Source organism: Streptomyces sp. NPDC050759 (genome assembly GCF_044456945.1).
Taxonomy (GTDB): Bacteria; Actinomycetota; Actinomycetes; order Streptomycetales; family Streptomycetaceae; genus Streptomyces.
The window spans coordinates 715186-737325 of record NZ_JBITGI010000003.1 but is presented as its reverse complement, the minus strand read 5'-3'; the positions used below and the strand labels follow the sequence as shown (position 1 = coordinate 737325).

The 22140-nt window shown below is 69.3% G+C and carries 15 protein-coding genes and 2 pseudogenes; 7 read left to right on the top strand and 10 right to left on the bottom strand.

Annotated elements, in window-relative coordinates; translation table 11 throughout:
• Positions 1-71: 71 nt before the first annotated feature.
• Positions 72-3239 (bottom strand): family 78 glycoside hydrolase catalytic domain, encoded by a 3168-nt coding sequence (locus tag ACIBJB_RS13375; protein ID WP_398929763.1) that lies wholly within the window; start codon positions 3237-3239, stop codon positions 72-74.
• Positions 3240-3322: 83 nt separating this feature from the next.
• The gene (locus tag ACIBJB_RS13370) at positions 3323-4591 is read right to left on the bottom strand and encodes an ABC transporter substrate-binding protein (protein WP_398929761.1); all 1269 of its coding nucleotides are present in this window, start codon (positions 4589-4591) and stop codon (positions 3323-3325) included.
• Between the two features lie 194 nt (positions 4592-4785).
• Here ACIBJB_RS13370 and ACIBJB_RS13365 point away from each other — a divergent pair.
• Positions 4786-5982 (top strand): annotated as a pseudogene (locus ACIBJB_RS13365) (RNA-guided endonuclease InsQ/TnpB family protein); the annotation flags it as partial.
• A 72-nt stretch (positions 5983-6054) separates the two neighbouring features.
• Here the strand turns inward: ACIBJB_RS13365 and ACIBJB_RS13360 are convergent.
• Positions 6055-6876 carry a carbohydrate ABC transporter permease gene (locus tag ACIBJB_RS13360; protein WP_398929759.1) on the bottom strand — a complete coding sequence of 274 codons (822 nt, stop codon included), beginning with the start codon at positions 6874-6876 and terminating at the stop codon, positions 6055-6057.
• A complete protein-coding gene (locus ACIBJB_RS13355) occupies positions 6873-7820 on the bottom strand; it encodes a carbohydrate ABC transporter permease (RefSeq protein ID WP_398929757.1) in 948 nt (315 codons plus the stop codon). Before ACIBJB_RS13355 ends, ACIBJB_RS13360 begins: the two co-directional genes overlap by 4 nt.
• A gap of 323 nt (positions 7821-8143) precedes the next feature.
• Here ACIBJB_RS13355 and ACIBJB_RS13350 point away from each other — a divergent pair, with 323 nt between their 5' ends.
• Both ACIBJB_RS13350 and ACIBJB_RS13345 read left to right on the top strand, forming a co-directional pair.
• Positions 8144-9181 (top strand): LacI family DNA-binding transcriptional regulator, encoded by a 1038-nt coding sequence (locus ACIBJB_RS13350; RefSeq protein WP_398929755.1) that lies wholly within the window; start codon positions 8144-8146, stop codon positions 9179-9181.
• A gap of 180 nt (positions 9182-9361) precedes the next feature.
• Positions 9362-9768: pseudogene (locus ACIBJB_RS13345) on the top strand (ABC transporter substrate-binding protein); the annotation flags it as partial.
• A 15-nt stretch (positions 9769-9783) separates the two neighbouring features.
• Here the strand turns inward: ACIBJB_RS13345 and ACIBJB_RS13340 are convergent.
• A complete protein-coding gene (locus ACIBJB_RS13340; RefSeq protein WP_398929866.1) occupies positions 9784-10656 on the bottom strand; it encodes a hypothetical protein in 873 nt (290 codons plus the stop codon).
• An 891-nt stretch (positions 10657-11547) separates the two neighbouring features.
• On the opposite strand from ACIBJB_RS13340, the gene ACIBJB_RS13335 reads away from it, so the two are divergent.
• Positions 11548-14940: a hypothetical protein gene (locus tag ACIBJB_RS13335; RefSeq protein ID WP_398929753.1), complete on the top strand. Its 3393-nt coding sequence runs from the start codon at positions 11548-11550 to the stop codon at positions 14938-14940.
• A 96-nt stretch (positions 14941-15036) separates the two neighbouring features.
• On the opposite strand, the gene ACIBJB_RS13330 is transcribed toward ACIBJB_RS13335, so the two are convergent.
• Positions 15037-15417, bottom strand: a complete 381-nt coding sequence (locus ACIBJB_RS13330; RefSeq protein ID WP_398929862.1) for an IS3 family transposase — start codon at positions 15415-15417, stop codon at positions 15037-15039.
• Between ACIBJB_RS13330 and ACIBJB_RS13325 the strand changes: the two genes are divergently transcribed.
• Positions 15377-15520 (top strand): hypothetical protein, encoded by a 144-nt coding sequence (locus tag ACIBJB_RS13325; protein WP_398929864.1) that lies wholly within the window; start codon positions 15377-15379, stop codon positions 15518-15520. The two genes, ACIBJB_RS13330 and ACIBJB_RS13325, sit on opposite strands and share 41 nt — an antisense overlap.
• Positions 15521-15893: 373 nt before the next feature.
• Positions 15894-17576, top strand: coding sequence for a cellulase family glycosylhydrolase (locus ACIBJB_RS13320; protein WP_398929751.1), 1683 nt, complete (start codon positions 15894-15896; stop codon positions 17574-17576).
• Between the two features lie 195 nt (positions 17577-17771).
• Here the strand turns inward: ACIBJB_RS13320 and ACIBJB_RS13315 are convergent, their stop codons facing one another.
• From ACIBJB_RS13315 to ACIBJB_RS13305, 3 genes are all read right to left on the bottom strand, one after another.
• Positions 17772-17924 (bottom strand): hypothetical protein, encoded by a 153-nt coding sequence (locus tag ACIBJB_RS13315; protein WP_398929749.1) that lies wholly within the window; start codon positions 17922-17924, stop codon positions 17772-17774.
• Positions 17925-18522: 598 nt separating this feature from the next.
• Positions 18523-19401: an alpha/beta fold hydrolase gene (locus ACIBJB_RS13310; protein WP_398929747.1), complete on the bottom strand. Its 879-nt coding sequence runs from the start codon at positions 19399-19401 to the stop codon at positions 18523-18525.
• A gap of 107 nt (positions 19402-19508) precedes the next feature.
• Positions 19509-20210 (bottom strand): SDR family oxidoreductase, encoded by a 702-nt coding sequence (locus ACIBJB_RS13305; protein WP_398929744.1) that lies wholly within the window; start codon positions 20208-20210, stop codon positions 19509-19511.
• A gap of 309 nt (positions 20211-20519) precedes the next feature.
• Between ACIBJB_RS13305 and ACIBJB_RS13300 the strand changes: the two genes are divergently transcribed.
• Positions 20520-21089 carry a TetR/AcrR family transcriptional regulator gene (locus ACIBJB_RS13300; RefSeq protein WP_398929742.1) on the top strand — a complete coding sequence of 190 codons (570 nt, stop codon included), beginning with the start codon at positions 20520-20522 and terminating at the stop codon, positions 21087-21089.
• Positions 21090-21210: 121 nt separating this feature from the next.
• On the opposite strand, the gene ACIBJB_RS13295 is transcribed toward ACIBJB_RS13300, so the two are convergent.
• Positions 21211-22071, bottom strand: a complete 861-nt coding sequence (locus tag ACIBJB_RS13295) for a response regulator transcription factor (RefSeq protein ID WP_398929740.1) — start codon at positions 22069-22071, stop codon at positions 21211-21213.
• Positions 22072-22140 lie beyond the last annotated feature (69 nt).

The window sequence follows — 22140 nt, the reverse complement described above, 5'->3', positions numbered from 1 at the left end:
TGCGGCGAGCACGGTACGACGTCGGACTCCCGTTCGGTCGTCGCCGCCGTCTGGAGCGTGCGCTTCATGGCTCACACCGTCTTCCTCTCGGATTCGCGGGCCGTGAACGTGTACCGTCCCGAGGACACGGCGTAGGTGGCACGGTCGCCTCGCACGCCACGGAACTCCGCGCCGTCGCCAACCACTCGGGCCGGACGTCCGCCGGTGGGCACCCGGACCTCCGCCGTGGTGTTGGGCGGGATCTCGACGTCCAGCCGGAACCTGCCGTCCTTACGGGTCCACTCCGCGGACACCAGCCCGTGCGGAGTGCGGTAGCCGCCCTCGACATGGGTGAGTCCGCCGACCTGACGAGGGTCGATCACGAGCTCGCGGTAACCGGCCCTGCCGGGCGCCCGGCGGATACCGACCAGGCCGCTGTGGAACCACTCCTCGATCTGGAGCAGGATCATGTGGTTCTCGGAGTTGCCCATGTCCCACTGCTCGGGAACCGTCGTCAGGCCGCCCGGATTGGCGGTTGTGGGAGCCATCAAGTAGCCGTAGCTGGGACGGGTGTCCTCCTGGAGGACGTCCCACAGGACATCGTCGCGACCGCCTTGGTGCAGGGCTCGGACGATCGGGGCGAGGCCGATGGTGCCGCCGCTGAAGTGCGGCCCTCCACCGAACGGCCGGTGAGCGTAGACGAGTTCGACGAGTGCGTCGAGCACCCTGCCGCGTTCGCCGTCGGGTACCAGGCCCTCGTCGAGCGCGAGCGCCTGCGCGGCCTGGGTCGCTCCGGTGCTCCCCTCGGCGGTGTAGCGGCCGAGCTCCGGGTGGTAGAAGGTGTCGTTGAAGGCGTCCTTGATGTTGGAGGCCAGGTTGCGGTACTCGGAGGCGTCGGCGTCGCGCCCCATCAGCGCCGCCATCCGGGCCATGCGGTCGGCGATCTGGTGGTAGCCCCAGGTTCCGGTGATGCGGCCCGAGGTGTTCTCGCTGGCGATCCAGTCGGCCAGCGCGGCGTTCACGATGTAGGCGTCCGCTCCCGTGCTGGCCTTCTTGGTCCTGATGTAGTTCAGGAAGGCCTGCATCTGCGGGTAGTAGCGGCTCATCGTCTGGGTGTCGCCGTATGTCTCGTACGCCAGCCACGGCACGAGGATGATGCCGTTGCCCCAGTTGATCTCGTCGCCGAACCGGCCGGTGTAGCCCCAGTCGTAGACCGGGGCCTTGAGAGCCACGTTGCCGATGTTGTCGCCGGCCTTGGACTGGCCCTCCGCCAAGTGCCGTTGCATGGTGCGCAGGTAGGCCGCGTATCCGAAGGTGCGGTGGATGGAGCCGAAGGGCTGGACGTAATCGGCGGGGTAGGCGAGCTTCTCGCGGCCGGGGCAGTCCGTGAAGGTGGACATGGTGTTGCTCATGATCGAGTAACGGGCCATGCGGTGAATGCGGTTGATCCGGTCGTCTGAGGTGCGCACGGAGCCGGCCTCCGGCACGTCCGCGTGGATCTGCAGGCCGGTCACCGTGTCCGGGGTCGGTACGTAGCCCTCGGGCAGGCCGGTCACCTGGAGCCACTGCATGCCGAAGTAATGGAACTGTGGGTGCCAGCGCTCGCCGCGCTCGTCGCCGTACGTCGTGTAGGTGGCGAACACGGCGGTGCCCCGGGCGGGGCCGCCGCCCATGATGGACGCCTGGTTGACGGTGCCGTCGGCGTTGAGCGACTCGGCGGGCTGCAGCTTGACGGTCGCCCCGGCCGGGAGCGGGCCGTCGAGCTGGAGCAGCGGCCAGCCGGCGAAGTTCTGCCCGAAGTCGAAGACCCAGACGCCAGGTTGGGGCTGGGTGACGCCGACCGGACGGAGCCGGTCGGCGACCTTGAGCGGTTCGGCCACCCGCCAGACCAGTTCGGTGGTCAGGTTGGGCGGTGGGGCGATTCCGGCGTCGGTCCAGCCCATGGGCGTGCCGTCGCGCCGCTTGGCCGTCGCGCCGAGGTCCGCGCCGGGAGCGGTCCAGGCGGGCTGCTCGCGGCGGGCGTCGTAGTCGGAGCCGGAGTACCAGTTGGCCGTGGTGGTCGGGCCGAGGGCCGTCCGCCACGAGCCGTCGCTGACGACGGTCTGGACCGTCCCGTCGGCCTTGGTGAGTTCCAGGCGGGCGATCAGACGCGGCGTGACGGCGGCGCCCGCGCTCGGGTCGGTGCTCGCGAGGGAGTTGCCGGAGGCGGTGACGGTGACCCCGCTCTCGTGCGCCGAGCCGAGCCCGGGTTGGAAGCTGATGTCGGCGCTGCCGATCGCGGTGATGGTGCACGACTCCAGGCGCTTGCCGCCGTCGCCGGTGTCGATGTTGACGGTGCCGCCGACGTGGTAGTTGGCCACGCTGCTCACCTGGACCGTGGTGGCGCCCGGTTGGGCCGCCGCGGTCAGGGTGCCGTTGCCCTTGAACTGGCTCTGCCACCAGCTGTACGGGGCGGTGCGGCCGGTGCCGGGATTCGTGACGGAACGGGTCACCAGCGCCGTGCCGTGGCCCAGTTCGACGCCCAGGGTGTTGTCGCCGGAGCGGACGAGGCGTGTGACGTCGTAGACCCGGTACTCGGTGGAGAGCTGGTAGTTGGAATTGCCAGGGGCGAGGACCTCGTCGGTGACCGGCCTGTCGTTGAGCCGGGCCACGTGCAGTCCGACGCCTGACAGGTACAGCCTCGCCCTGGCGACCCCTCCGCCGGTGCGAAAGGCGCGGGCGAACACGGGCAGCGGCTGGTCGACGCCGCGGCCCGGGTACTCGATCCAGCGGGCCTCGCCCCAGTCCGAGCGCTTGAGGAGCCCCATCTCCCAGGCGGCGGACCGGCTCCACGGTGTCGTGTCGCCGTCGATGCTCCAGACCCGTACCTGCCAGACCACCCGGTCGCGCGAGGCCGGCGCGGGGCCTCGCCAGGCCACATCGGTCTGGGCCGAAGAGCGGACCTTGCCGCTGTCCCACAGCAGCCGGCCCCGGTCGAGATCCCTCTCCGTGCGCGCCGCGCGGACCTGGTAGGCGGACTGCGTCCACCCGGCACCGGCGCCGACAACCCGCCAACTCAGCCGCGGGGCAGGGTCGTCGACACCGAGAGGCCCATCTTCGCGACCGTCGACGGCGAGGCCGGTGACCCGCGCTCCGTGTCGGTCGCCCTCCTCATCGGCGTGGGCCGCCTGCACGGGGAGCCCGGCCAGTCCTGCTGCGGAGACGGCCATGGTGCCGACCACCTGTCTACGGCTCAGCTCGAAGCTGGGTATTTCGGGCATGCCAGAACCTCCGTCCATGTGAACGTTTCGATGCCGTGCCGGAAGACGCCGTCGGCCACCGCGGGCGGCCGACGGCGCGATGCTCAACTTCCGGCTTTGTAGTCGGCGTCCATCTCGCCGAGGAGCTTGTCGGGCGTGGACTGGCCGCTGAAGATCTCCTGGAGCCCGCTGAGCATGGTCTGCTGGACCTTGGCGTTGGGCCACAGCTGGTCCATGAACGGCACCGTGCGGTCCGCCTGGATGAACGTCGAGAGTTCGGTCAGGGACGGGTCGACCGCATAGCCCGTGTCGGAGAGTGCGGGCAGGCCGCCCTGCTTCTTGACGAACAGGGTCATGCCCTCGGGCGACATCACGAAGTTCACGAACTTCAGCGCAAGATCCTCGTTCTTCGTCTTGGCGTTCACTCCGTAACCGGCGCCCGCCGCAGCCGGAATGAGCGTCGCCGACGGGTCGTCAGTGGCCGGCAGCGCCTTGAAGGTGAACGTCCCCTGCGGGTTCTTCCCCTTGAGCAGGGCGATCACCCAGTTGCCCTGGATGATGCCGAGCGTCTTGCCGGTTGCCGCGAGCTGCTGACTTGCCTCGTAGTTCGTGCCCAGCGGGTTCTTCTGGAAGCAGCCGGTCTTGTCCATCGTCATGTACTTGTCCAGAGCGGTGGTCCACTGCGACTTCGCGAAGGTGGCCTTACCGGCCTGCATCTTCTTGTCGAAGTCGCGGTCATCGCCGTAGACGGTCGTGGCGACCATCGCGTACAGGGCCAGTTGCGTCACCCAGTTGTCCTGGTTGCCGAGGGCGAAGGCGGGAGTGCCCTTGGCCTTCGCGTCCCGGCAGAAGGCCAGCAGCTTCGTCCAGGTGTCCGGTGGGGTGAGGCCCGCCTTCTCCATGGCCTGCTCGTTGTAGACCGCGCCGATGCCGTTCTGCCCGAAGATCGCGTTGTACGTCTTCCCCTCGTACTGGGCGACGGTCTTGATCGCGTCGGGCATCTTGGCGGCCCACGCCTGGTCCGAGAGGTCGCGCAGATAGCCGGGCTTGGCCAGGACGACCGTGGCGGCCGGGTTGCCGTTGCCGGGCCAGACGGACATCACATCGGGTGCGGTGCCGGAGGAGAGCTGGGTGCGGATCTGCTGCTGGTACTGGTCGGCGCCGCTGGTGGTGTAGCGGACCTTGACACCGGGGTTGGCCTTCTCGAACGCCTTGACCACGTCCTCTATGGAGCCCTGGTCGACCGAGGCGAGCGTCAGGGTCTTGGAACCACCACCGCCGGACTCACCCGCTTTGGTTCCGCCGCTGCATGCGGCGAGGAGTGCCGTGGCTGTCACGGCGGCCAGCAGGACCGCTGGTGTGCGTGTCTTCATCGGGTCTGTCCTTTGTGGATACCCCGGCCTTTAGGCCGGGGTGGGGGTACCTCCCGCTTGCGGGGGAGAAACGAAGCTCCTGCGGAGCAGGGCAGGGGAAGCGGGTTCGCCGCCAGGGCGGACCGCCGTGCGCCGTCCAGCCGACACCCGCCGTTCGCATACGGGTTGATACGGTGTGAGGTGTGACGCAGTAGGTCAAGCGGGCGTTCAAGTACCGCTTTTACCCCACCGGCGTGCAGGCGGCTGAGCTGTCGCGCACGTTCGGCTGCGTCCGCCTCGTCTGCAACATGGCGCTGGAGGAGCGCACCCGGGCCTGGTACGGCGAGCAGCGCCGCATCTCCGACGTGCAGTCCTCGGCCGCGCTGACGCAGTGGAAGAAGAGCGAGGACCTGGCCTTCCTGGCGGAGGTGTCCTCGGTCCCGCTGCAGCAGGCGCTGCGTCATCTGCAGACGGCGTTCGGGAACTTCTTCGCCCAGCGTGCGAAGTACCCGCGCTACAAGTCCCGGAAGAAGTCGCGCGCGTCGGCCGAGTACACCCGCAGCGCCTTCACCTGGCGCGACGGACATCTGACTCTGGCCAAGATGACGGAGCCCCTGGACATCCGCTGGTCGCGTCCCCTGCCGGAAGGTGCCGAGCCCACGACGGTGACCGTGTCCCGGGACGTGGCGGGGCGCTGGTTCGTGTCCCTGCTGTGCCAGGACACCATCGCCCCGGCCCCCGCCACCACAGCGGCCGTCGGCCCGGATGCCGGGATCACCTCCCTCGTGACACTGTCCACCGGCGAGAAGATCGCCAACCCGAAACATGAGAGGCGGGATCGCGCGCGGCTGGCCCGAGCGCAGCGGGAGCTGTCGCGCAAGGCGAAGGGCTCGGCGAACCGCGAGAAAGCCCGCCGCAAGGTCGCCCGTGTGCATGCGCGGATCGCCGACCGGCGCCACGACTTCCTGCACAAGCTGTCGACTCGACTCGTCCGTGAGAACCAAACGGTCGTGATCGAGGACCTGAGTGTCCGCAACCTGCTGAAGAACGGCACGCTCGCGCGGGCCATCTCCGACGCAGCCTGGACGGAACTGCGCTCCATGCTGGAGTACAAGTGCGCCTGGTACGGGCGCGAACTCGTCGTGATCGACCGCTTCTTCCCCAGCAGCAAGCTGTGCGGGAACTGCGGCACGGTCCGCGGGAAACTGCCGCTGAACCTCCGCGAATGGACCTGCGACTGCGGCACCGTGCATGACCGCGACGTGAACGCGGCGCGCAACATCCTGGCCGCCGGGCTGGCGGTGTCTGCCTGTGGAGACGGTGTAAGACCTCAACGGGAGTCCTCCCGGACGGGGCGGTCGTCGGTGAAACAGGAACCCCAGCGGGCGACCGCTGGAACCCCCCGCCTTTAGGCGGGAGAGGAAGTCAAGATGTCTCCCTCGAGGAAGGGGCTACGGCCGTCGGTCTCGGGCGGGTGTCGTGTGTCATCCCCGCAGCCCTCCCGCGAAGCCGTTGATGATGCTGCGCTGCAACAGGAAGTAGATGAGCAGGACGGGCAGGATGCTGATCACCAGCGCGGCGAAGATGAGGTTCCAGTCGGTGACGTACTGGCCGACGAAGCCGGCGATCGCGACCGGCATGGTCTGCTGGGCGCTGCCGCTGAGGTACAGCAGCGGGGTGAAGAAGTCGTTCCAGACGGCGACGGTGTTGAGCACCAGGGCCGTCACGGTGACCGGCTTGAGCATCGGCAGCACCACGTGCCGGAAGCCCTGCAGAGGGGTGCAGCCGTCGATCAGGGCGGCGTCCTCGAAGTCCCGGGGCAGGGCGCGCAGGAAACCGACGTAGAGGAAGACGGTGAACGGCACCTGCAGACCGGAGTAGAAGAGGACCAGGGCCCAAGGAGTGCCGAGCAGCCCCATGTCGCGCATGGTCTGGTAGAGCGGCAGTGAGGCGAGTTGGAAGGGCAGGATCAGGCCCAGCAGGACCAGCAGATACGTGCCGCGCGACCAGCGTGCCGTGACGCGGGCCAGCGGATATGCGGCGAGCGACGAAACGGCGAGCACGACGGCGACGCTGCAGACCGTCACCAGCAGGCTGTTGGCCAACGCCCCGCCCAGCGCGCCCTGCTGCCATGCCTGGGTGAAGTTGTCCAGGGTCGGGGAGGAGGTCGGTCTGATGGGCGAGGAGGTGTCCGATGTCGGCCGCACCGCGAGGTTGACCAGGACGTACACGGGGAAACCCACGAAGAGCGCGGCGGCGATCATCGCCAGTTCGAGGGCGAGCGTGCGGGGACGGTAGCGGTTCATGACACGGCCCTCTCGTTGCGGGACAGCAGCAGGTACTGACCGCTGGAGACGACTGCGACGATGATCGTGAGAACCACCGCGAGGGCGATGCTGTATCCGAACTCGCCCAGCGTGAAGGCGTCTTTGTAGATCAGCGTCGAGATGGTGTCGGTCGCATGCCCGGGCCCGCCGCCCGTCAGCGCGTAGACCTGGTCGAAGAGTTTGATGCCGCCGATGATCGACAGCATCAGGTTGACGGTGAACGCGGGTGCCAGCAACGGTCGGGTCACCGACCAGAAGCGCCGGGCGGGTCCGGCTCCGTCGATGGCCGCGGCCTCATGGATCTCCTTCGGCACCGACTGCAGGCCGGCCAGGAAAATGACCATGGAGTAGCCCGCGAACTGCCACACGATGACCGCGACCACGGACCACAGGGCGAGGCTCGGGCTGCCCAGCCAGTCCTGTTGCCAGCCATCCAGTCCCACGGCGCCCAGCAGGCTGTTGACGGCCCCGTCCGGGCCGAGCAGGTTCCGCCACAGGTAGGCGGTCACGATCGGGGTGATCACGGCCGGGGCGAACAGGAACACCCGCAGTACGTTGCGGGACTTGATGGCCGCGTTGACTCCGAGAGCCAGCGCCAGGCCCAGCGCGTTCTGGATGATCGTGATCGACACGGCGATCAGCAGGGTGTGCCAGATGGCCTGCTTGGCGTCGGCGTCGCTGAACATGTCGGCGAAGTTGTCCAGGCCGACGAAGGAGAAGGCGGGGTCGAGGCCGTTCCAGTCGGTGAAGGCGTAGTACACACCGCGCACGCTCGGCACCAGGACGACGAAGGCGAACAGCAGCAGTGCGGGCAGCGCGAACCACCAGGGCGGGTTGTTGCGCGGACGGTGCCCCTTGGCCACCGGCGTCGTGCGGGTCATGCGGTCGTGGTCCGGAAGTTGCTCGTGCGGGGCGAGGGTCACAGGCGGACCTCTTCCTTGAAACGATTCAACACGCGCTGTCGAAGCTTCGGTCTACTTGACGCCGTACGGCGGCCTGTCGGCTGTCATGACGTGGTGATGTGGTCGGGGTACGGGGGCGGCAGACCCGATCCCTGTCTGTGGGTAACGTTTCCCAAAGGGTGCTGCCAGACCATAGAGAGCGTCCTGCGTGACGTCAAGATGCCGCGCAAGCTGCACTTCTGTTATGACGATGAGTGCAGCTCGACCTGAGACATCGCCCTACTGATCCGTGCCTTGGTCCGTACACTCTGCGGCAACGTTCCCCACTACCGGAGGGCGCCCGGATGGAGCCGCCAGCACCACAGCGCCGCGTCACGATCGTCGACGTCGCGCGTCACGCCCAGGTGTCCACGACCGCTGTGTCCAAGGTGCTGCGCAATGCCTACGGCGCCAGCCCCGAGATGCGCGCGAAGGTGCGCCGGGCAATCGACGAGCTCGGCTACCGGCCGCATGCGGGCGCTCGGGGCCTGCGCGGACAGACGTACACCATCGGCGTGATGCTGCCCGACATCCGCAACCCCTTCTTCCCCGAGATCCTCGACGGGATCACCGGGCGGCTCGCGGACACGGACTACCAGGTATTCCTGGGTCCGGGGTGCAACGGCGAGAAGGAGGAGGCGCGGGTCACAGAGGCCATGATCGACCGTGGGATGGACGGGCTCATCCTGATCGCCCCCATCTCACCGCGCGCCCATCTCGAACGCATCGCCTCCGCCGTTCCGACCGTGGTCGTCGGCCGGCACGGGCACTCCCCGGTGTACGACACCGTGACGGACGACGACGTGGCAGGCGCGGCCATGCTCGTCGCTCACCTCGTCGAGCTCGGCCACAGCCGGATCGCCCACATCGAGCACCACGAAACCGACCCGACACGCATCGCGGAGATGCCCAACGCCCAGCGCGCGGACGGCTATCGGCGCGCCATGCGGGCCGTCGGCCTCGCGGAGGAGATCGATGTCGTCTCGACCACATACACCCAGCAGGGCGGCTACGAGGGTGCCAGGCAGCTGCTGGTTCGGCCGCGACGGCCCACGGCCGTCTTCGCCGGTGCGGACATCGTCGCCATGGGGGTACTGGAGGGCGTGGCCGAAGCCGGGCTGTCCGTTCCCGGTGACATCTCGGTGGCCGGCTACGACAACACGACCTTCGCCTCCTTCGGCCCCATCTCGCTGACGAGCGTCGACCAGGCAGGGCACGACATCGGCGGGAACGCGGCGCGCCTCCTCCTCGAACGGATCGCCGATCGTCAGAAGACATCGGTGCAAGTCAAACTCTCGCCCACGCTGGTGCCGCGCCGCACCACGGCACCTCCTCCGGATTAGGCCGCCCATGCTTGGACGGCGAAGTGGCGTTCAACCGTTTGGCTGTACACCACTTCCACATCTTCTGGACCTCATCGCTCCGTGCGGAGGACGCGACATCGACGCGGGCCGTACCAGAATGATCACCGCTCGTGGCGCGCCGGGGCCTTCACGCCACCCCCTGCAGAGACGTTCCCTCGCATGCCCAGATTCCCCAGCAGGCGACGTGTCCTCACCATCGGCGCCGCTGCCGCCCTCGGCACGGCGGCCTTCGGCACCTCTCGCTCCCGGCCTCCTCCCCCACGTCAGCGCGCTCGGCAGGACGTGAGGAGACCAGGTCGCCGGCCGAGCTCAACCGAGCCGCTCTCGCGGAAGGCGGGAAGCTCGTCGTCTACGCCGGGGGTGACACGCCGACGCAGCGGGACGGCACCAAGGCCGCCTTCAGGGACCGCTTCCCGGACATCGACCTGACACTGATCGTCGACTACAGCAAGGACCACGACGTGCGTGTCGACAACCAGTTCGCCACCGACGCCCTTGTCCCGGACGTCGTGCAGTTCCAGACGCTGAACGACTTCGACCGCTGGAAGCGGCAGGGCCGCCTGGTAATGGCGGGTGGTGGATCACGCGGCCGTCTTCCGGGGTGTGGCGAGTGCGGGCGCGGTCGGTGCCATCGCCTCATCGGTCGACAGAACCTTGGCCAGGCGCGGCACCCAGGCCAGGCCGATGAGGGCTGCGACCAGCATCAGGGCGAAAAGAAGGCCGAAGAACAGCCGGGTGTGGCCCAGGGCGAAGGCCGGCGTGCCCAGCGCGGCCAGTCCGGCGACGGCTCGGGTGAAAGCCATCGTCACGCCCTGGGCGGTGGCCCGCAGCAGGGTGGGGAACAGTTCCTGCGACCAGACCTTGTAGATGGACTCGCCGGCGAAGGAGTTGCCGAGGCCAGAGATGAGCATGACAGCGACCAGCGTGAACTTGCTGGGGCCGAGCATCGCGGGTAGCGCCCAGGCGATGACGAGGAGGGCGGTGCCGGCGGCGAACCAGGCATGCCTGGCGGGCCGCTCGACGACCCGCATGAACACCAGGCCGGCGAGGAAGCCTGTCGGTAGTCCGAGAAGGGTCAACTGAGAGAACTGAGCGACCTCTCCCTTGGCGAGCGCGGTCCACATGAAGGTGCCGAACTGGCCGAGGGTGTTCGCACCGAGGTTCCAGGTCGCGTAGTAGAGGCCGGTGGCGAGCAGGGCGTAGACGGTCGGTGCCCGGAAGAGATCACTGACGCCGCTGAACTCGGCGGTTTCCGAGACCGCTGTGGGACGCGCGTCGGCGGCCCTGCCCGCGGCCGTCCATTCGGCCGACTCCCTGAGGCTGAGACGCAGCAGCAGAACCACGACCGCCACGACCAGCAGGTGGGCGAAGAGGATCCGGCCGCCGAGCATGCCCTGCGCCCTCACGAGGGAACTCAGCCCCAGTACGACCACGATGCCGGCGAGCCACAGCATGCCGGGGACACGACCATAGTGCCCTTCTTGCCCGGCGATGTCATGGTCTCTCGGATGTCCCGTTCCCGATTCCACGACCGAGCTGTCGCTTTGAACCGCTTCCGCTCCCGCCCGGCATGGGTGAGCCTCGGTGAGCGACCGCCCGGTGACGATGGGAGTCAGCGCTGGCATCTGTGGGCGAGTTGCGTCTCCCGGATGCGACTTCTCGTCTGACGTGGACGTGGAGGCGGGCCGATCAGTTGGTCGCCGGATCGTCTCGCGGTGGTCCCAGGGGGAAGGTGCCCGTGCACGTCGACCGTAGTTTTGATCAGCCGCTGCGGCCCCGCGGGGATGTTCCGCGGATGGTGATGGTGATCGCTCGTGCGGGGCCGTCGACCCCACGCGCTCCGGACTATTACGAGCGCCGGTCACGGAGGACAAGTCCCGTCGCGAAATCCTCCCTTGCCTCAAGCGCTACGCGGCCCGGAAGGTCTTCCACTCGGTCGGACAGCTACAGCCAGGACCCCGCTCATAGAGGCTGTCGTGAGGCGGGGCCGGTGACTTGCGACAGCGCCCAGGAGCGGCCCAGCGGTGCGTCCGGCTGCCAGTGCGGCGGGGCGGGACCGCCTCTCAACACCAACTCTCTTGCACAGGTGTGCAGTCGGACCTTGACGCCAGCTTCGCACAGCAGCGCCGCGATCTCCTGCGCGGACTGTCTGGCGCCCGCCACGACGACATCCGTCCCCGGAAAGCCGCACGTTGGCACACGACCGGCTGGCGGAGTTGCTGACCGAGCCCCTGCATAGACCGCCACACAGCCCGCACAGACAGCCACACAGCCTGCCGCACCACGACCCCCGCCCCGCCGAAATCCGAGGGCGCCATCCCCGCCCGCCAGGCAGAATCGCCCTCATGTCCCAGCGTGCCGAACACCTGCTCACAGCCGTCGACCGGCTCTCCTACCCGCACCGCATGCGTGAGCTGGCCTCCGCTGCCCGGCGCGCCGCGGCAATGGGGGCGGTCGACGAGCTTGTGACGGGGCTCGCCGCCCACGGCGTCCACGGGCGGCGGCTCGCCGCCACCGTGGCGGACATGGGGCGCCACGACGCGTATCTGGAGGGCTGCCTCGCGGACCCCGACCGCCTCGTCCGCGCCCCCGCGATCAGGGCGCTGCGGCAGGGGCGGCTCACGGACGCCACCGTGATCGAGGCCATCGAGGACGCACCCGCCGCCGTACGGCAGCAGCTCGTGCACGCCATCGCCGTGGCGGGGCGTACGGACCTCGCCGAGGCGCTGGTCGAGCCGACGTACCGGCGATGGGGCGCCGAGGCCGCCGCGGAACTGCTCACCGCCTGCACGGCGAAGACCGCCGCCCGGCTGCTGCCCCGCCTGTTCCGCGGACTGAGCTCCTACCGGCTGCTCGCCGCCCGCCATCCCGCTCTGCTGCTCGCCGAGATGGAGCGGCAGCTCGACACCCTCCCCGCCGTCGTACGGGACGGCTGGCTGGCGTCCCACGCGGACGCGCTCGCGCTCCTCGCCGAACGGGATCCGCTCGGCGTACTGGCTGTGGTCGAGCGCTACGAGACGCTGCCGATGCCCGTGGACCGCAAGCTGCACCTCCTGGTCGAGGCGGATCCCGGCCGCACGGTGCGGCTGCTGCTACGCCCGAAACTGCGGTCCCGGCTGAACAGCGGCCACCTCGAACCCGCCGTGCTGCGCCGCCTCGTCCGCCACGCCCCGGCGGAACTCACCGACCTCGCCCGCGCCTGGAACGACAACGCAGCCGCTCTCGCCCGGCTGTTGGCCTGCCTGCCGCCCTCCCGCCGCGGCGCCCTGTTCGACGCGGCGATGGAGGGCAAGGACCTCGCCCACGCGGACCTCAGCCCCGCCCTGCTCGACGTACTGCCGTACGAACGGCGCACTGCCGAGGCTCGGCGGACAGCGACGCTGGCCCGCGGCAGGGGCGCGCACTGGACGCAGATACTGACGGCAGCCGCCTATCTGCCGCCGGACGAGGTCCGTGACGACCTCCTCACCGCCGTCCGCCGCTCCGCCGCGGACGACCGCGCCACGGCGTACCCACTGCTCGTCCGCAACGCAGCACGCTCCCGCGACCCACAGGAAGTGAGCCGGTTGCTGCGTGCGCTGCTGCGGCTGCGCAATGAGCAGGACCCGGTCCGCAGCGCCGCCCTCTCCGCACTGGCAGAGGTGCGCCCTTCGCTGTTCGCGGAGGACGCCGCCGAGGACCTCGGACGAATCGCCCTCGACGCCGTCGAAGCCCGCGACTCCTCCTGGAGCACCCGTCACGCGCTCAGCACGCTCGCCCTGTCCGTACTGCGCGAGCACGCCGTCACGGGTGGCACGCGGCTCATCGGCTGGGCCCTCGACACCCTCACCCGGCTGTCCGGCCACACCGGCGGCGTGAACGTCGGCCGCCTCGACATCGTTCTGCGGCGCGGCCAGGAGTACGAGGTGCTGGCGGCGCTACGGCCGTGGCTGGAGGCCGCCACCGACAAGGCCGACTACTCGCTCGTCTTCGCACTCGTACGAGCACTCGGGCGGCGCGCGTGGGGGATGGCCGAACTCCAGGAGTACCTGTGGCAGGCCGTCCAGTTCGGAAACGACGCGTCCGTCCGCACCGCCGTCGACCTCTGGCTGGAGCAGCCGAAGGGGCGCGACGAGCGGGTGGAGCGGATCGTGCGGCTGGAGCCGTCCGCCGCCGTCCTGCCGTCCGTTCTGAGAGTCCTGACGGGGCGGCGTACGGACCTGCTCGACCCGGTGCTGGCGGACACCCCACCATACGGCCGCTTCCTGACCGCCCGCAGCCACTGGACGCCACCCACCTACCGGGCCCACCGCTGGGTGCCGCGCCAGCAGCGGGCGGCGGCGGAGCTGCTCGCGCGCACGGCGGGCGACGCGGGGCAGCCGGTGCATGTGCGCGTCCAGGCTCTCTCGGCGGCGGCAGTGATCCCGGAGGCGGGCCTGGAAGTCGTCCGCCGCTACACGGGATCGTCGAACGTCCCGCTGGCGGAGGCGGCCCTCGGCGCACTGCCGTGGACCGACCGCCCCGACGAGGTGCTGCCGCTGCTGCTGGAGCACGCGGGCGGCGACCGCGCCCGGGTCGCGGTCTACGCGGCGACGCGGGCCGCGCAGTACGTCGCGCCGTCGCGGCTCGCCACGGAGCTCCGCAGGCTGCTCACGCCGAAGGACCCGCGGACGGTGAAGGTCACCAGTCGCAAGGAGGCGGTGCGCCTCGCGGCGACGATGCTGCCCCCGGCGCAGGCGGCGCCGCTGCTGCGGGAAGCGTTCGAGCTGCCCGGGCAGCACCACGACGTGCAGTCGGTGTGCGTCGCGTTTGCCCAGGGGATGCTGGCGGAGCCGGCCAGTTGGCCCATGCTGGAGTCGGCCGCGCAGGGACGCACGGAGCTCCGCCAGGAGCTGGCACGGGCGGCCGTGGCCGAGGTGGACGAGGAGCATCGGGCCAGGTACGCACGGCTGCTGCTGCTCGCCTGCCAGCCGCTCGAACCGGAAACGGCTGCGGCGCTGTTCCCACCACTGGCGGAATGGGCACCGTGGCAGCCGGAGATCGCCGAGATGCTGGTGGCCGCCGCCACGGACCTTGCCGATCGGGCGATGTGGGCGATGGCCGGGCAGGAGCTGGTGGAGCTCGCGGCGGATGACGACGGCCCGTACCTTCGGGCCCTGCGGGCGATGCTGGAAGCCACAGGAGACGCGGACCAGCCCGACGCCGAGCCCGAACGCGACCGGCCGGCCCGGCAGCGGGCCGCGAGCCTGCTGCACCACCTCCTGCTCCACCATCGCTACCGGGGCGGGGGCCGGCCGACGGCGGACGTGCTGCTGCGCGCCGCCGACACCGCCGCCGGGCGCGAGGATTTCGCGCGCCCCGTCGCCGAACTCCGGCTGTACGCCCTCGAACTGGACAAGGACGCCACCGCGCTGTCGTCGGGCCTGCGCCGATTGGCTGCCGACTGCGAAGGACGTCCGCTGCTCGCCCGGGACATCGCCGAAGGGCTCAGCTCGCGGCTCAGCGCGATCAGCGGCCCCGCGCCAGACGCGTGGTGGGAGTCCGCCCGCACACTGGGTGCGGAACCGGGCCTGGCCCAGGGACTGTTCGCCATCAGGCTCACCGTCTCCGGCGGTACCCGCTCTCGGTGGACGGAGCCGTGGCGAGGCCGGCTCCGCACCCTGCGCCGGCACGCACACCCCGACGTCCGGGCGTCGGCACGCGAGACGGTCACGGCACGGGAGGCGCCGCCGTCGGTCCCAGGGACGATCCAGTGGTGACCGCTGCCCGCGCCGTCCGACCAGGTGGAAGACCTCCCGGCCCTCATAGCGTTGGAGGCAACGAACGATTTCGCGCCGGGTCTGGCCCTCCGACTTCTACGCCTGGGTCAGGGCGCGCGGGCAGGCGCCGGACTCCGAGATCCCCCTGCGCAAGCACATCGTCAAACTGAAGGAGCTCCGAGCCAAGTACGCCACCGAACTGGCCCAGCTGCGCCGACGTCGAGCACCTCGTGCGCGCCGTTGACCAACTGACCGCGCACAATTGAGAGCTGCTCCACGCCCTCTCCCAGCCCAACCCCCAGTCCGGGCACTGCCGACGGGCTCCACCGGGCAGAGCATGCCCAGCGCGGAGTGCCTGCGCTGTCGGTTGTGGAAGATTTCCAGGTACTCGAAGAGCGCGGTGGACATCGCAAGGCGGGTCCGCCACCGTCCGCGGTTGAGTAGTTCGACCTGGACCCGGGCCCAGAAGGCCTCCATCATCGCGTTGTCCACACAGTCCCCGATGGAGCCCATCGAAGACAGCAGCCCGGAGGCCCTCGCGCGCTGGGTGAACGCCCAGGACCCGAACCGCACTCCGTGATCGGAGTGGATGATGGTGCCACCCGGCCTCGGGGAACGGTTGCCGAAAGGGATGCCGCGTTCGACGAGAGCCACCTCCGCCGGGCGACCGCCGATCCCGTCGGCGTCAGCGTCAGATGAGCAGGGAACCCCGACGAGCCTGCGCGACACCGCGTCTGACGACCATTGGGGAAGCGCTTCGACGCAAGGCCTTTCGGACTCGATGCCGTTTCCATGCGGATCAGCCCATTCTCTCCGTCGCCAGGCTGCGCTACGCTCCCGCAACGTGTCGAAGCGCTTCGACTTTGGGTTGACGCCGCCGACATGAGGGCAGGCCTTTCGACTCAATGGAGAGCTCTATGCCGAGTTCAGCCGGTTTTACTCGCCGCCAGGCCATGACATCCTCCGCGGCCCTCGCCGTCGCGGCGTTGTCCACCCCATCGGCCGCCCAGGCCGCTGCCCGGTCCGCTGGATCCGCCGCGTCGGCGTCCGCGCTGGACGTGGTCGCCGCCATGCAGCCGGGCTGGAATCTGGGCAACACCTTCGAGGCCATCGGCGCCGACGAGACGGCGTGGGGCAACCCGCGGGTGACCCGGGCGTTCTTCCACAGGCTGAAGGCGCAGGGCTTCAGGAGCATCCGGATCCCGGTGACCTGGGGCCAGCACGAGGGCCCGGCTCCGGCCTACACCCTCGACCCGATGTTCCTGGCCAGGATCAAGGAGGTGGTCGACTGGGCCTTGGCCGATGGTTTTTACGTCCTGATCAATATGCACGGTGACGCGTGGCAGTGGGTACTGAACATGCCGGCCCAGCATGACGCGGTTCTGGCCCAGTACACGGCAACCTGGCAGCAGATCGCGGCCACCTTCCGGGACGAGTCGCGCCGACTGCTTTTCGAAAGCGTCAACGAGCCCTTCTTCACCGGCAGTTCAGGCGACGAGCAGAACGCCGTTCTGATGAACGAGCTCAACACGACCTTCCACTCCGTTGTGCGCGCGACCGGCGGAGGCAATACCAACCGGCTGCTTGTCATGCCGACCTTGGGGGACACCCCGGATCAGGCCAAGATCGACAGCCTGGTCGCCACCTTCGCCGCGCTCGACGACCCGAATCTCGTGGCCTCGGTCCACTACTACAGTTTCTGGCCCTTCAGCGTGAACCTCGCCGGCTACACGACCTTCAACGCGGCCACCCAGCAGGACCTGACCGACACGTTCGACCTGGTCCACAAGGCCTTCGTGGCCAACGGGATCCCGGCCGTCGTCGGTGAGTACGGGCTGCTCGGCTGGGACTCCGGCCCCGGCACGGTCGAAGAGGGAGAGACGCTCAAGTACCTCGAGTATCTCGGCCACTACGCGCGATACCGGGGCTTGACCACGATGCTGTGGGACAACGGCAGTCGCTTCAACCGCCGCACCATGCAATGGAACGACCCGAGCCTCTATGCGCAGATACGTTCGAGCTGGACCGGGCGCTCCGGCACCGCCTCCACCGATCAGCTCTTCGTGCCCAAGGGCAGGACCCCGACGGACGCGACGATCACGCTGAACCTCAACGGCACCAGGCTGGTGAGGATCGATGTCGGCACCCGCCCCCTGATCCGGGGCGTGGACTACACCGTCAGCGGCAACACGCTGACGATCGCAGCGACGGCGCTCGGCCGGCTGACCGCGCCGCAGGAGTACGGCACGAATGCCGTCCTGTCCCTCCGGTTCACGGAAGGAATTCCTTGGGCCGTCAACGTCATCACCTATGACAAGCCAGTACTGACGAGCGCGACGGGTACGACCGCCTCGCTGGTGATACCCACCGCGTTCAACGGCGACAAGCTGGCGACCATGGAAGCCGTCTATGCCGACGGCAGCCCCGCCGGTCCGCAGTCCTGGACGACGTACAAGCAGTTCAACGTGGCCTTCACGCCGGACTACACCGCGGGCACGATCACCTTGCCGACCGCGTTCTTCGACGATGTCACCGACGGCGCCGCCGTGACCCTCACCTTCTACTTCTGGAGCGGGACGCGACTGACGTACACACTGACCAGGTCCGGCACCGCGGTCACTGGTACCTCCGCCTGAAATCGAGCCCATCGAGAAGTCGCGAGGCTGCGACACCTTCGGTACTGGCTGGTGACGGGCGCTTCGCTGTACGTGCCCGGCGGTGTGACGGCCGATCTCCGGGGATCGGCCGTCACACCGTTCACCTCCGGCCGGCGAGGGTGTCTGCGAGTAAGAGATGCAACCAGTATCCGCAAGACCTCGCGCGGACGGGCGTCACGGGGCACCCGGGTGCAGTGCCCCCTGGGCCCCCGGCCCGTCCGCGCGAGCGACTTCTCCACCCGGCTGCTTGATGCTCTCGATGATGCGCGTGAAGCCTTCGCCCCCATGGCCCGTGTTGATCTGGCGTTGCACAAGCCGCTGGACCATGGTGACCACCTCGGTGCTGATGCCCCGGCCGGAACTCGCGGCCAGGAGGGTCCGAGGTCGGAGCAGTGGAGGCTCTTTTGCCCTTCGACGGTGTAGTCCCCGCCGTCGATGACCGCGGCGAAGCCCTGGAAGGCGCCGGTCATGACGTTCAGCCACGTGTGGCCTTGGCGGCGAACTCGCCCGCCGTCACTCCGGCCGGGGCGACCATGGCGGCGCTGTGTACACACGCCGCCGGCCCGGCATCGACACCGCACCATCCCCGGCCAACGGCCGACACTGTGAGACCGGGACACTGACTCCGAGGTTGAGTATGGACGCGCTCAGCGCGCGCTGGGCCGGCGCGTTCGGGGCTGATCTCCACAGCAACTTGGCGACCAACGGCACCAGCGGGCTGACGCTGCGTGGGTGCGGGTCATGAGACCTGAGGCCAGGGCCAGTTCAAGGATGAGGAAGTTGGGGATCGTCAAGCCGAGTGGGAGGGGCGGCGAGGACGATCAGGCCGAGCCGCATCCGGTGGCCCTGTAGGGCACCACGCCGTGGTCCGGGTCAATGATCGGAGGGGTCCCGTCGACCGCGCGCTCCATACAGGCCGTCGCGGTCATGCCATCGCGTTCAGCAGGCCGGCCACTGTCTCCGGCCTCTCCAGTGCGATGAAGTGGTCCGCTCCCGGTACCTGTGTGAAGTCGGCGGCGGGCAGCAGCTTCTTGTTGGCTTCCCGGTCCGAGGGCCGGGACCAGTCGTTCTCCCCGTAGACCAGGTGGACGGGTGCCTTGACCTCGGCATAGCGCGCGCGGGCCGCGATGAGGCTGGGCATGTTCCGGTACAGAGCGCGGGCGACGACCGGGAAGCCGGGACGCCTGCCTGACTGGAGGAGCTCGTCCAGGTAGTCCTCCCGAAAAGCAGTCTCGTCACCCACGCCGCCCTGCAGGATTCTGCGCAGGACGGGCTTGGGTTCCTGCTGAGCGATCAGCGGGCCCACCCCAGGAGCGATGATCCCACCGGTCACCACGCGAGCGAGGAGACTGGAGCGGGCGATTCCGTCGCGGTAGTCGTACGGGTTCACCGCGATGACGCGCCGTACCCGCTCCGGCAGATCGGCCGCGGTGGTCAGGGCGAGCACCCCGCCCAACGACTCCCCCACCAATGTCACGTCGTAGAGGTCGAGTTCGGTCAGGAGTCGCTCGACTCCCGCACGCAGCGCCGGCTCCTCATACGACGCGCCGGGCACGATCTCGGAGTAACCCATCCCGGGCAGGTCGAGGGCGTACACGGTGTACTGGTGCGAGACCATCGGAATGAGGTGGCGGAAGTGCTCGGCCTGCGTCCGCAGAGTGTGGAGCAGGACCACAGGGGCGCCGGTGCCCGCCTTGAGGTAGCGCAGGGCCCCCTCGCGGCTGCGGCGTCCTGCGCGTGGGGCAATGATGTGGCTGGTCGTCCCCGGAATGTGAAGCGTGGGACGTGACGCCTGGTCGGGCAAATCGCCGTCTCCTTCTGCGTGAACTGCGCACGGGTGATGCGGATACGGTCGGGCAGGCAGGCAGGCAGGGATGGCACGCGGCCAGGGCCCTCTCTGTGGTCCGCGGCCTACTTGGCCAGCTGGGTGTACAGGTCGGCCAGGTCCCCGGCCAGGCCCACCTTGACGTCCCGTGAGACATCGTCGGCGAGCACCTCGTACGCGCCCGTCTCGATGCCGTCGAGGGCGAGTGCGGCGACGTCGCGGGGGTTCGACTTGGGTGCGTCGACGCCGGCCGCCAGGTCGGTGTCCACGTATCCCACATGCAGTCCGGTGACAGCGATGCCGCGCGGCTGGAGCTCCAGGCGCAGGGAGTTGGTCTGCGACCACAGGGCCGCCTTGGAGGCGCTGTAGGAGCCGCCGAGCGCCAGCCAGGAGAGCACGGAGTGCACGTTGAGGAGGTGACCGCCGCCGTTGCGCTCGATGACCGGCACGAAGGCCCGGGCGAGCAGCAGTGGGCCGTAGAAGTTGGTCTCGAACTCGCGGCGTACGTCGTCGACCGGGGAGTCGAGGAAGGACGCGCCGACCGACGCGCCGGCGTTGTTGATCAGCACGGTGACGTCTTGCGCCCGTGCGGCGGCCGCTGCCACGGAGGCCGGGTCGGTGACCTCCAGCGCCACCGGGACGGCGTCGGGGTGCGTCACGCTGCGCGGGTCGCGGGCCGTGGCGTACACCTTGCCGGCCCCACGCGCATAGAGCTCTTCCACCAGCGCCTTGCCGATGCCCCGGCTGCCGCCGGTGACGAAGACGTTCGCGCCCTTGAGTGCAGTCATGACGTACTCCAAAATGGAAGGAGATGGGAAACCGATCGGTTTCCGACAACCGTAAACCGATCGGTTTCGTCACGCAAGTCGAAGCAGGAACTGATCCCCATGCGCCCCCATCGGCCGGACTCGGGTAGATGTGCGGTCACGTTCGGCCGCCGCAGGGCCAGACGGGCCCACCGGTGGGCAGTGCACGTGGGAGTGCGGAACCTTCGTAGCACCGGCGGGGTCTCGGCGAAGGCCGGACGGAGTGTCGTCGTGACGCAACGAGTAAACCGATCGGTTTTCATTCTCGGAAATCCCGGCTACCCTCGCCTCATGACCACACAGGCGAAGCCGACGCCGCGAGAGCGGCTGCTGCAGGCGGCGTCCACGCTCACCTACCGCGACGGCCTCGGTGTGGGTGTCGAGGCCTTGTGCAAGGCGGCTGGGGTGTCCAAGCGGTCCATGTACCAGCTGTTCAAGAGCAAAGATGATCTGCTGGCGGCGAGCCTTGAGCGACGAGCCGCTTACTACGCTGTCCGTCTCCTGCCTGAAGCGGGCGACCGGCGTTCCGCCCGCGAGCGGATCCTGCACGTCTTCGAGCAGCTGGAATCGCAGGCGGGAGCGCCCGAGTTCAAGGGCTGTGCGTACCTGGCTGTGCAGATCGAGGTGAACGATCAGAGCCACCCCGCCAGCCGAGTGGCTCACCGGGTCAAGGGGAACCTGACGGCCTTCTTCCGAGCCGAGGCCGAACAGGGTGGGGCGAGCGATCCTGAACTACTGGCCCGGCAGCTGATGGTGGTTTTCGACGGCGCCGGCACGCGTGCGGGGATCGGCGCCGACAGACTGACGGGGCTCATCGCTCCCACGGTGGCCATCCTGCTCGATGCCGCAGGCTTGCGCTGACGCATCGCCTTTTCGAGACGCCTGGAGGCTCAGGGCAGAGCTGGACATGTCGACGCCGCAAGGGTGGACAAGCAACCAACGGCCGCGGCGGATCGAGGCCCCAACCCTGCCCACGGGAAGACTAGGGAAGCAGACCCTGTCGACGTGCGGCGACCACCGCCTCGAAGCGGGTGCCGGCTCCCAACTTGCGCATCGCGCTGCGCAGATACGACTTGACCGTTTCGGGCAGCAGCGCCAGCCGGCGACCGGCTTCGGCATTGCTGCAGCCCAGGGCCACCTGCGCCAGAACATCGAGTTCCCGGGGCGCCAGTGGCGTGTCCGGCGCAGCGTGGGCGGCGGACGGCCGGGCCAACCGCCCAGCCGCGTCGAGCAGCCGGCTGCGCAGGTCATCGTCGGGCACCTGCTGGGCGATGCGCCGCAACTCGGCGTGAACCTGGCGAATTTCTTCCGGTGCCACGCCCCGTTGCTCGTCGGCGGCGCTGACCTGCGCGGCGTCCAGCAGTCGCAGACGGTGGTCGACCTCGTCACGGATGACCAGTTCGGCGGCCAGTCGCCGGGAGGCGTCGGCGACCACGTCGGTCGCCCGGTCGCCGAGCGGGGCCGGGCCGCGACTGGCGCCGTAGAGCACCATGCGCACCGCACCGGCCACCACGACGGGGACGGCGACGACGGAGCGGATCCCCTCCGTCAGCACGGGGCGGTCGTAGTCGTGCGTGATCGAGCGGGCCGATCTGTAGTCGGTCACCCCGGCCGACCGCCCCGTGGTGAGGACCCTGCCGCCCAGACCGGCCTCGGCGCGCACCCTGAGCCCGCGCAGACCCGCCGTCCGCACACCGATGAACTGCGAAAGGCTCAGCCGTGTGTTCTCCACCTGTCCGCCGAACAGGACAGGAATGCCGGAGCGGTCGTGGACCTGGCGGAGCACCTGCCGGAGCGCGTCGCCGTCATCGGGCCGCAGAAGGGCGTTGGGATGGGAGTGCATACCCGTACCCCTTTCCGGGGGTAGTGCGCCGTCGTCGTGATGCGGAGCATAAACCGCCGTAACACCCCC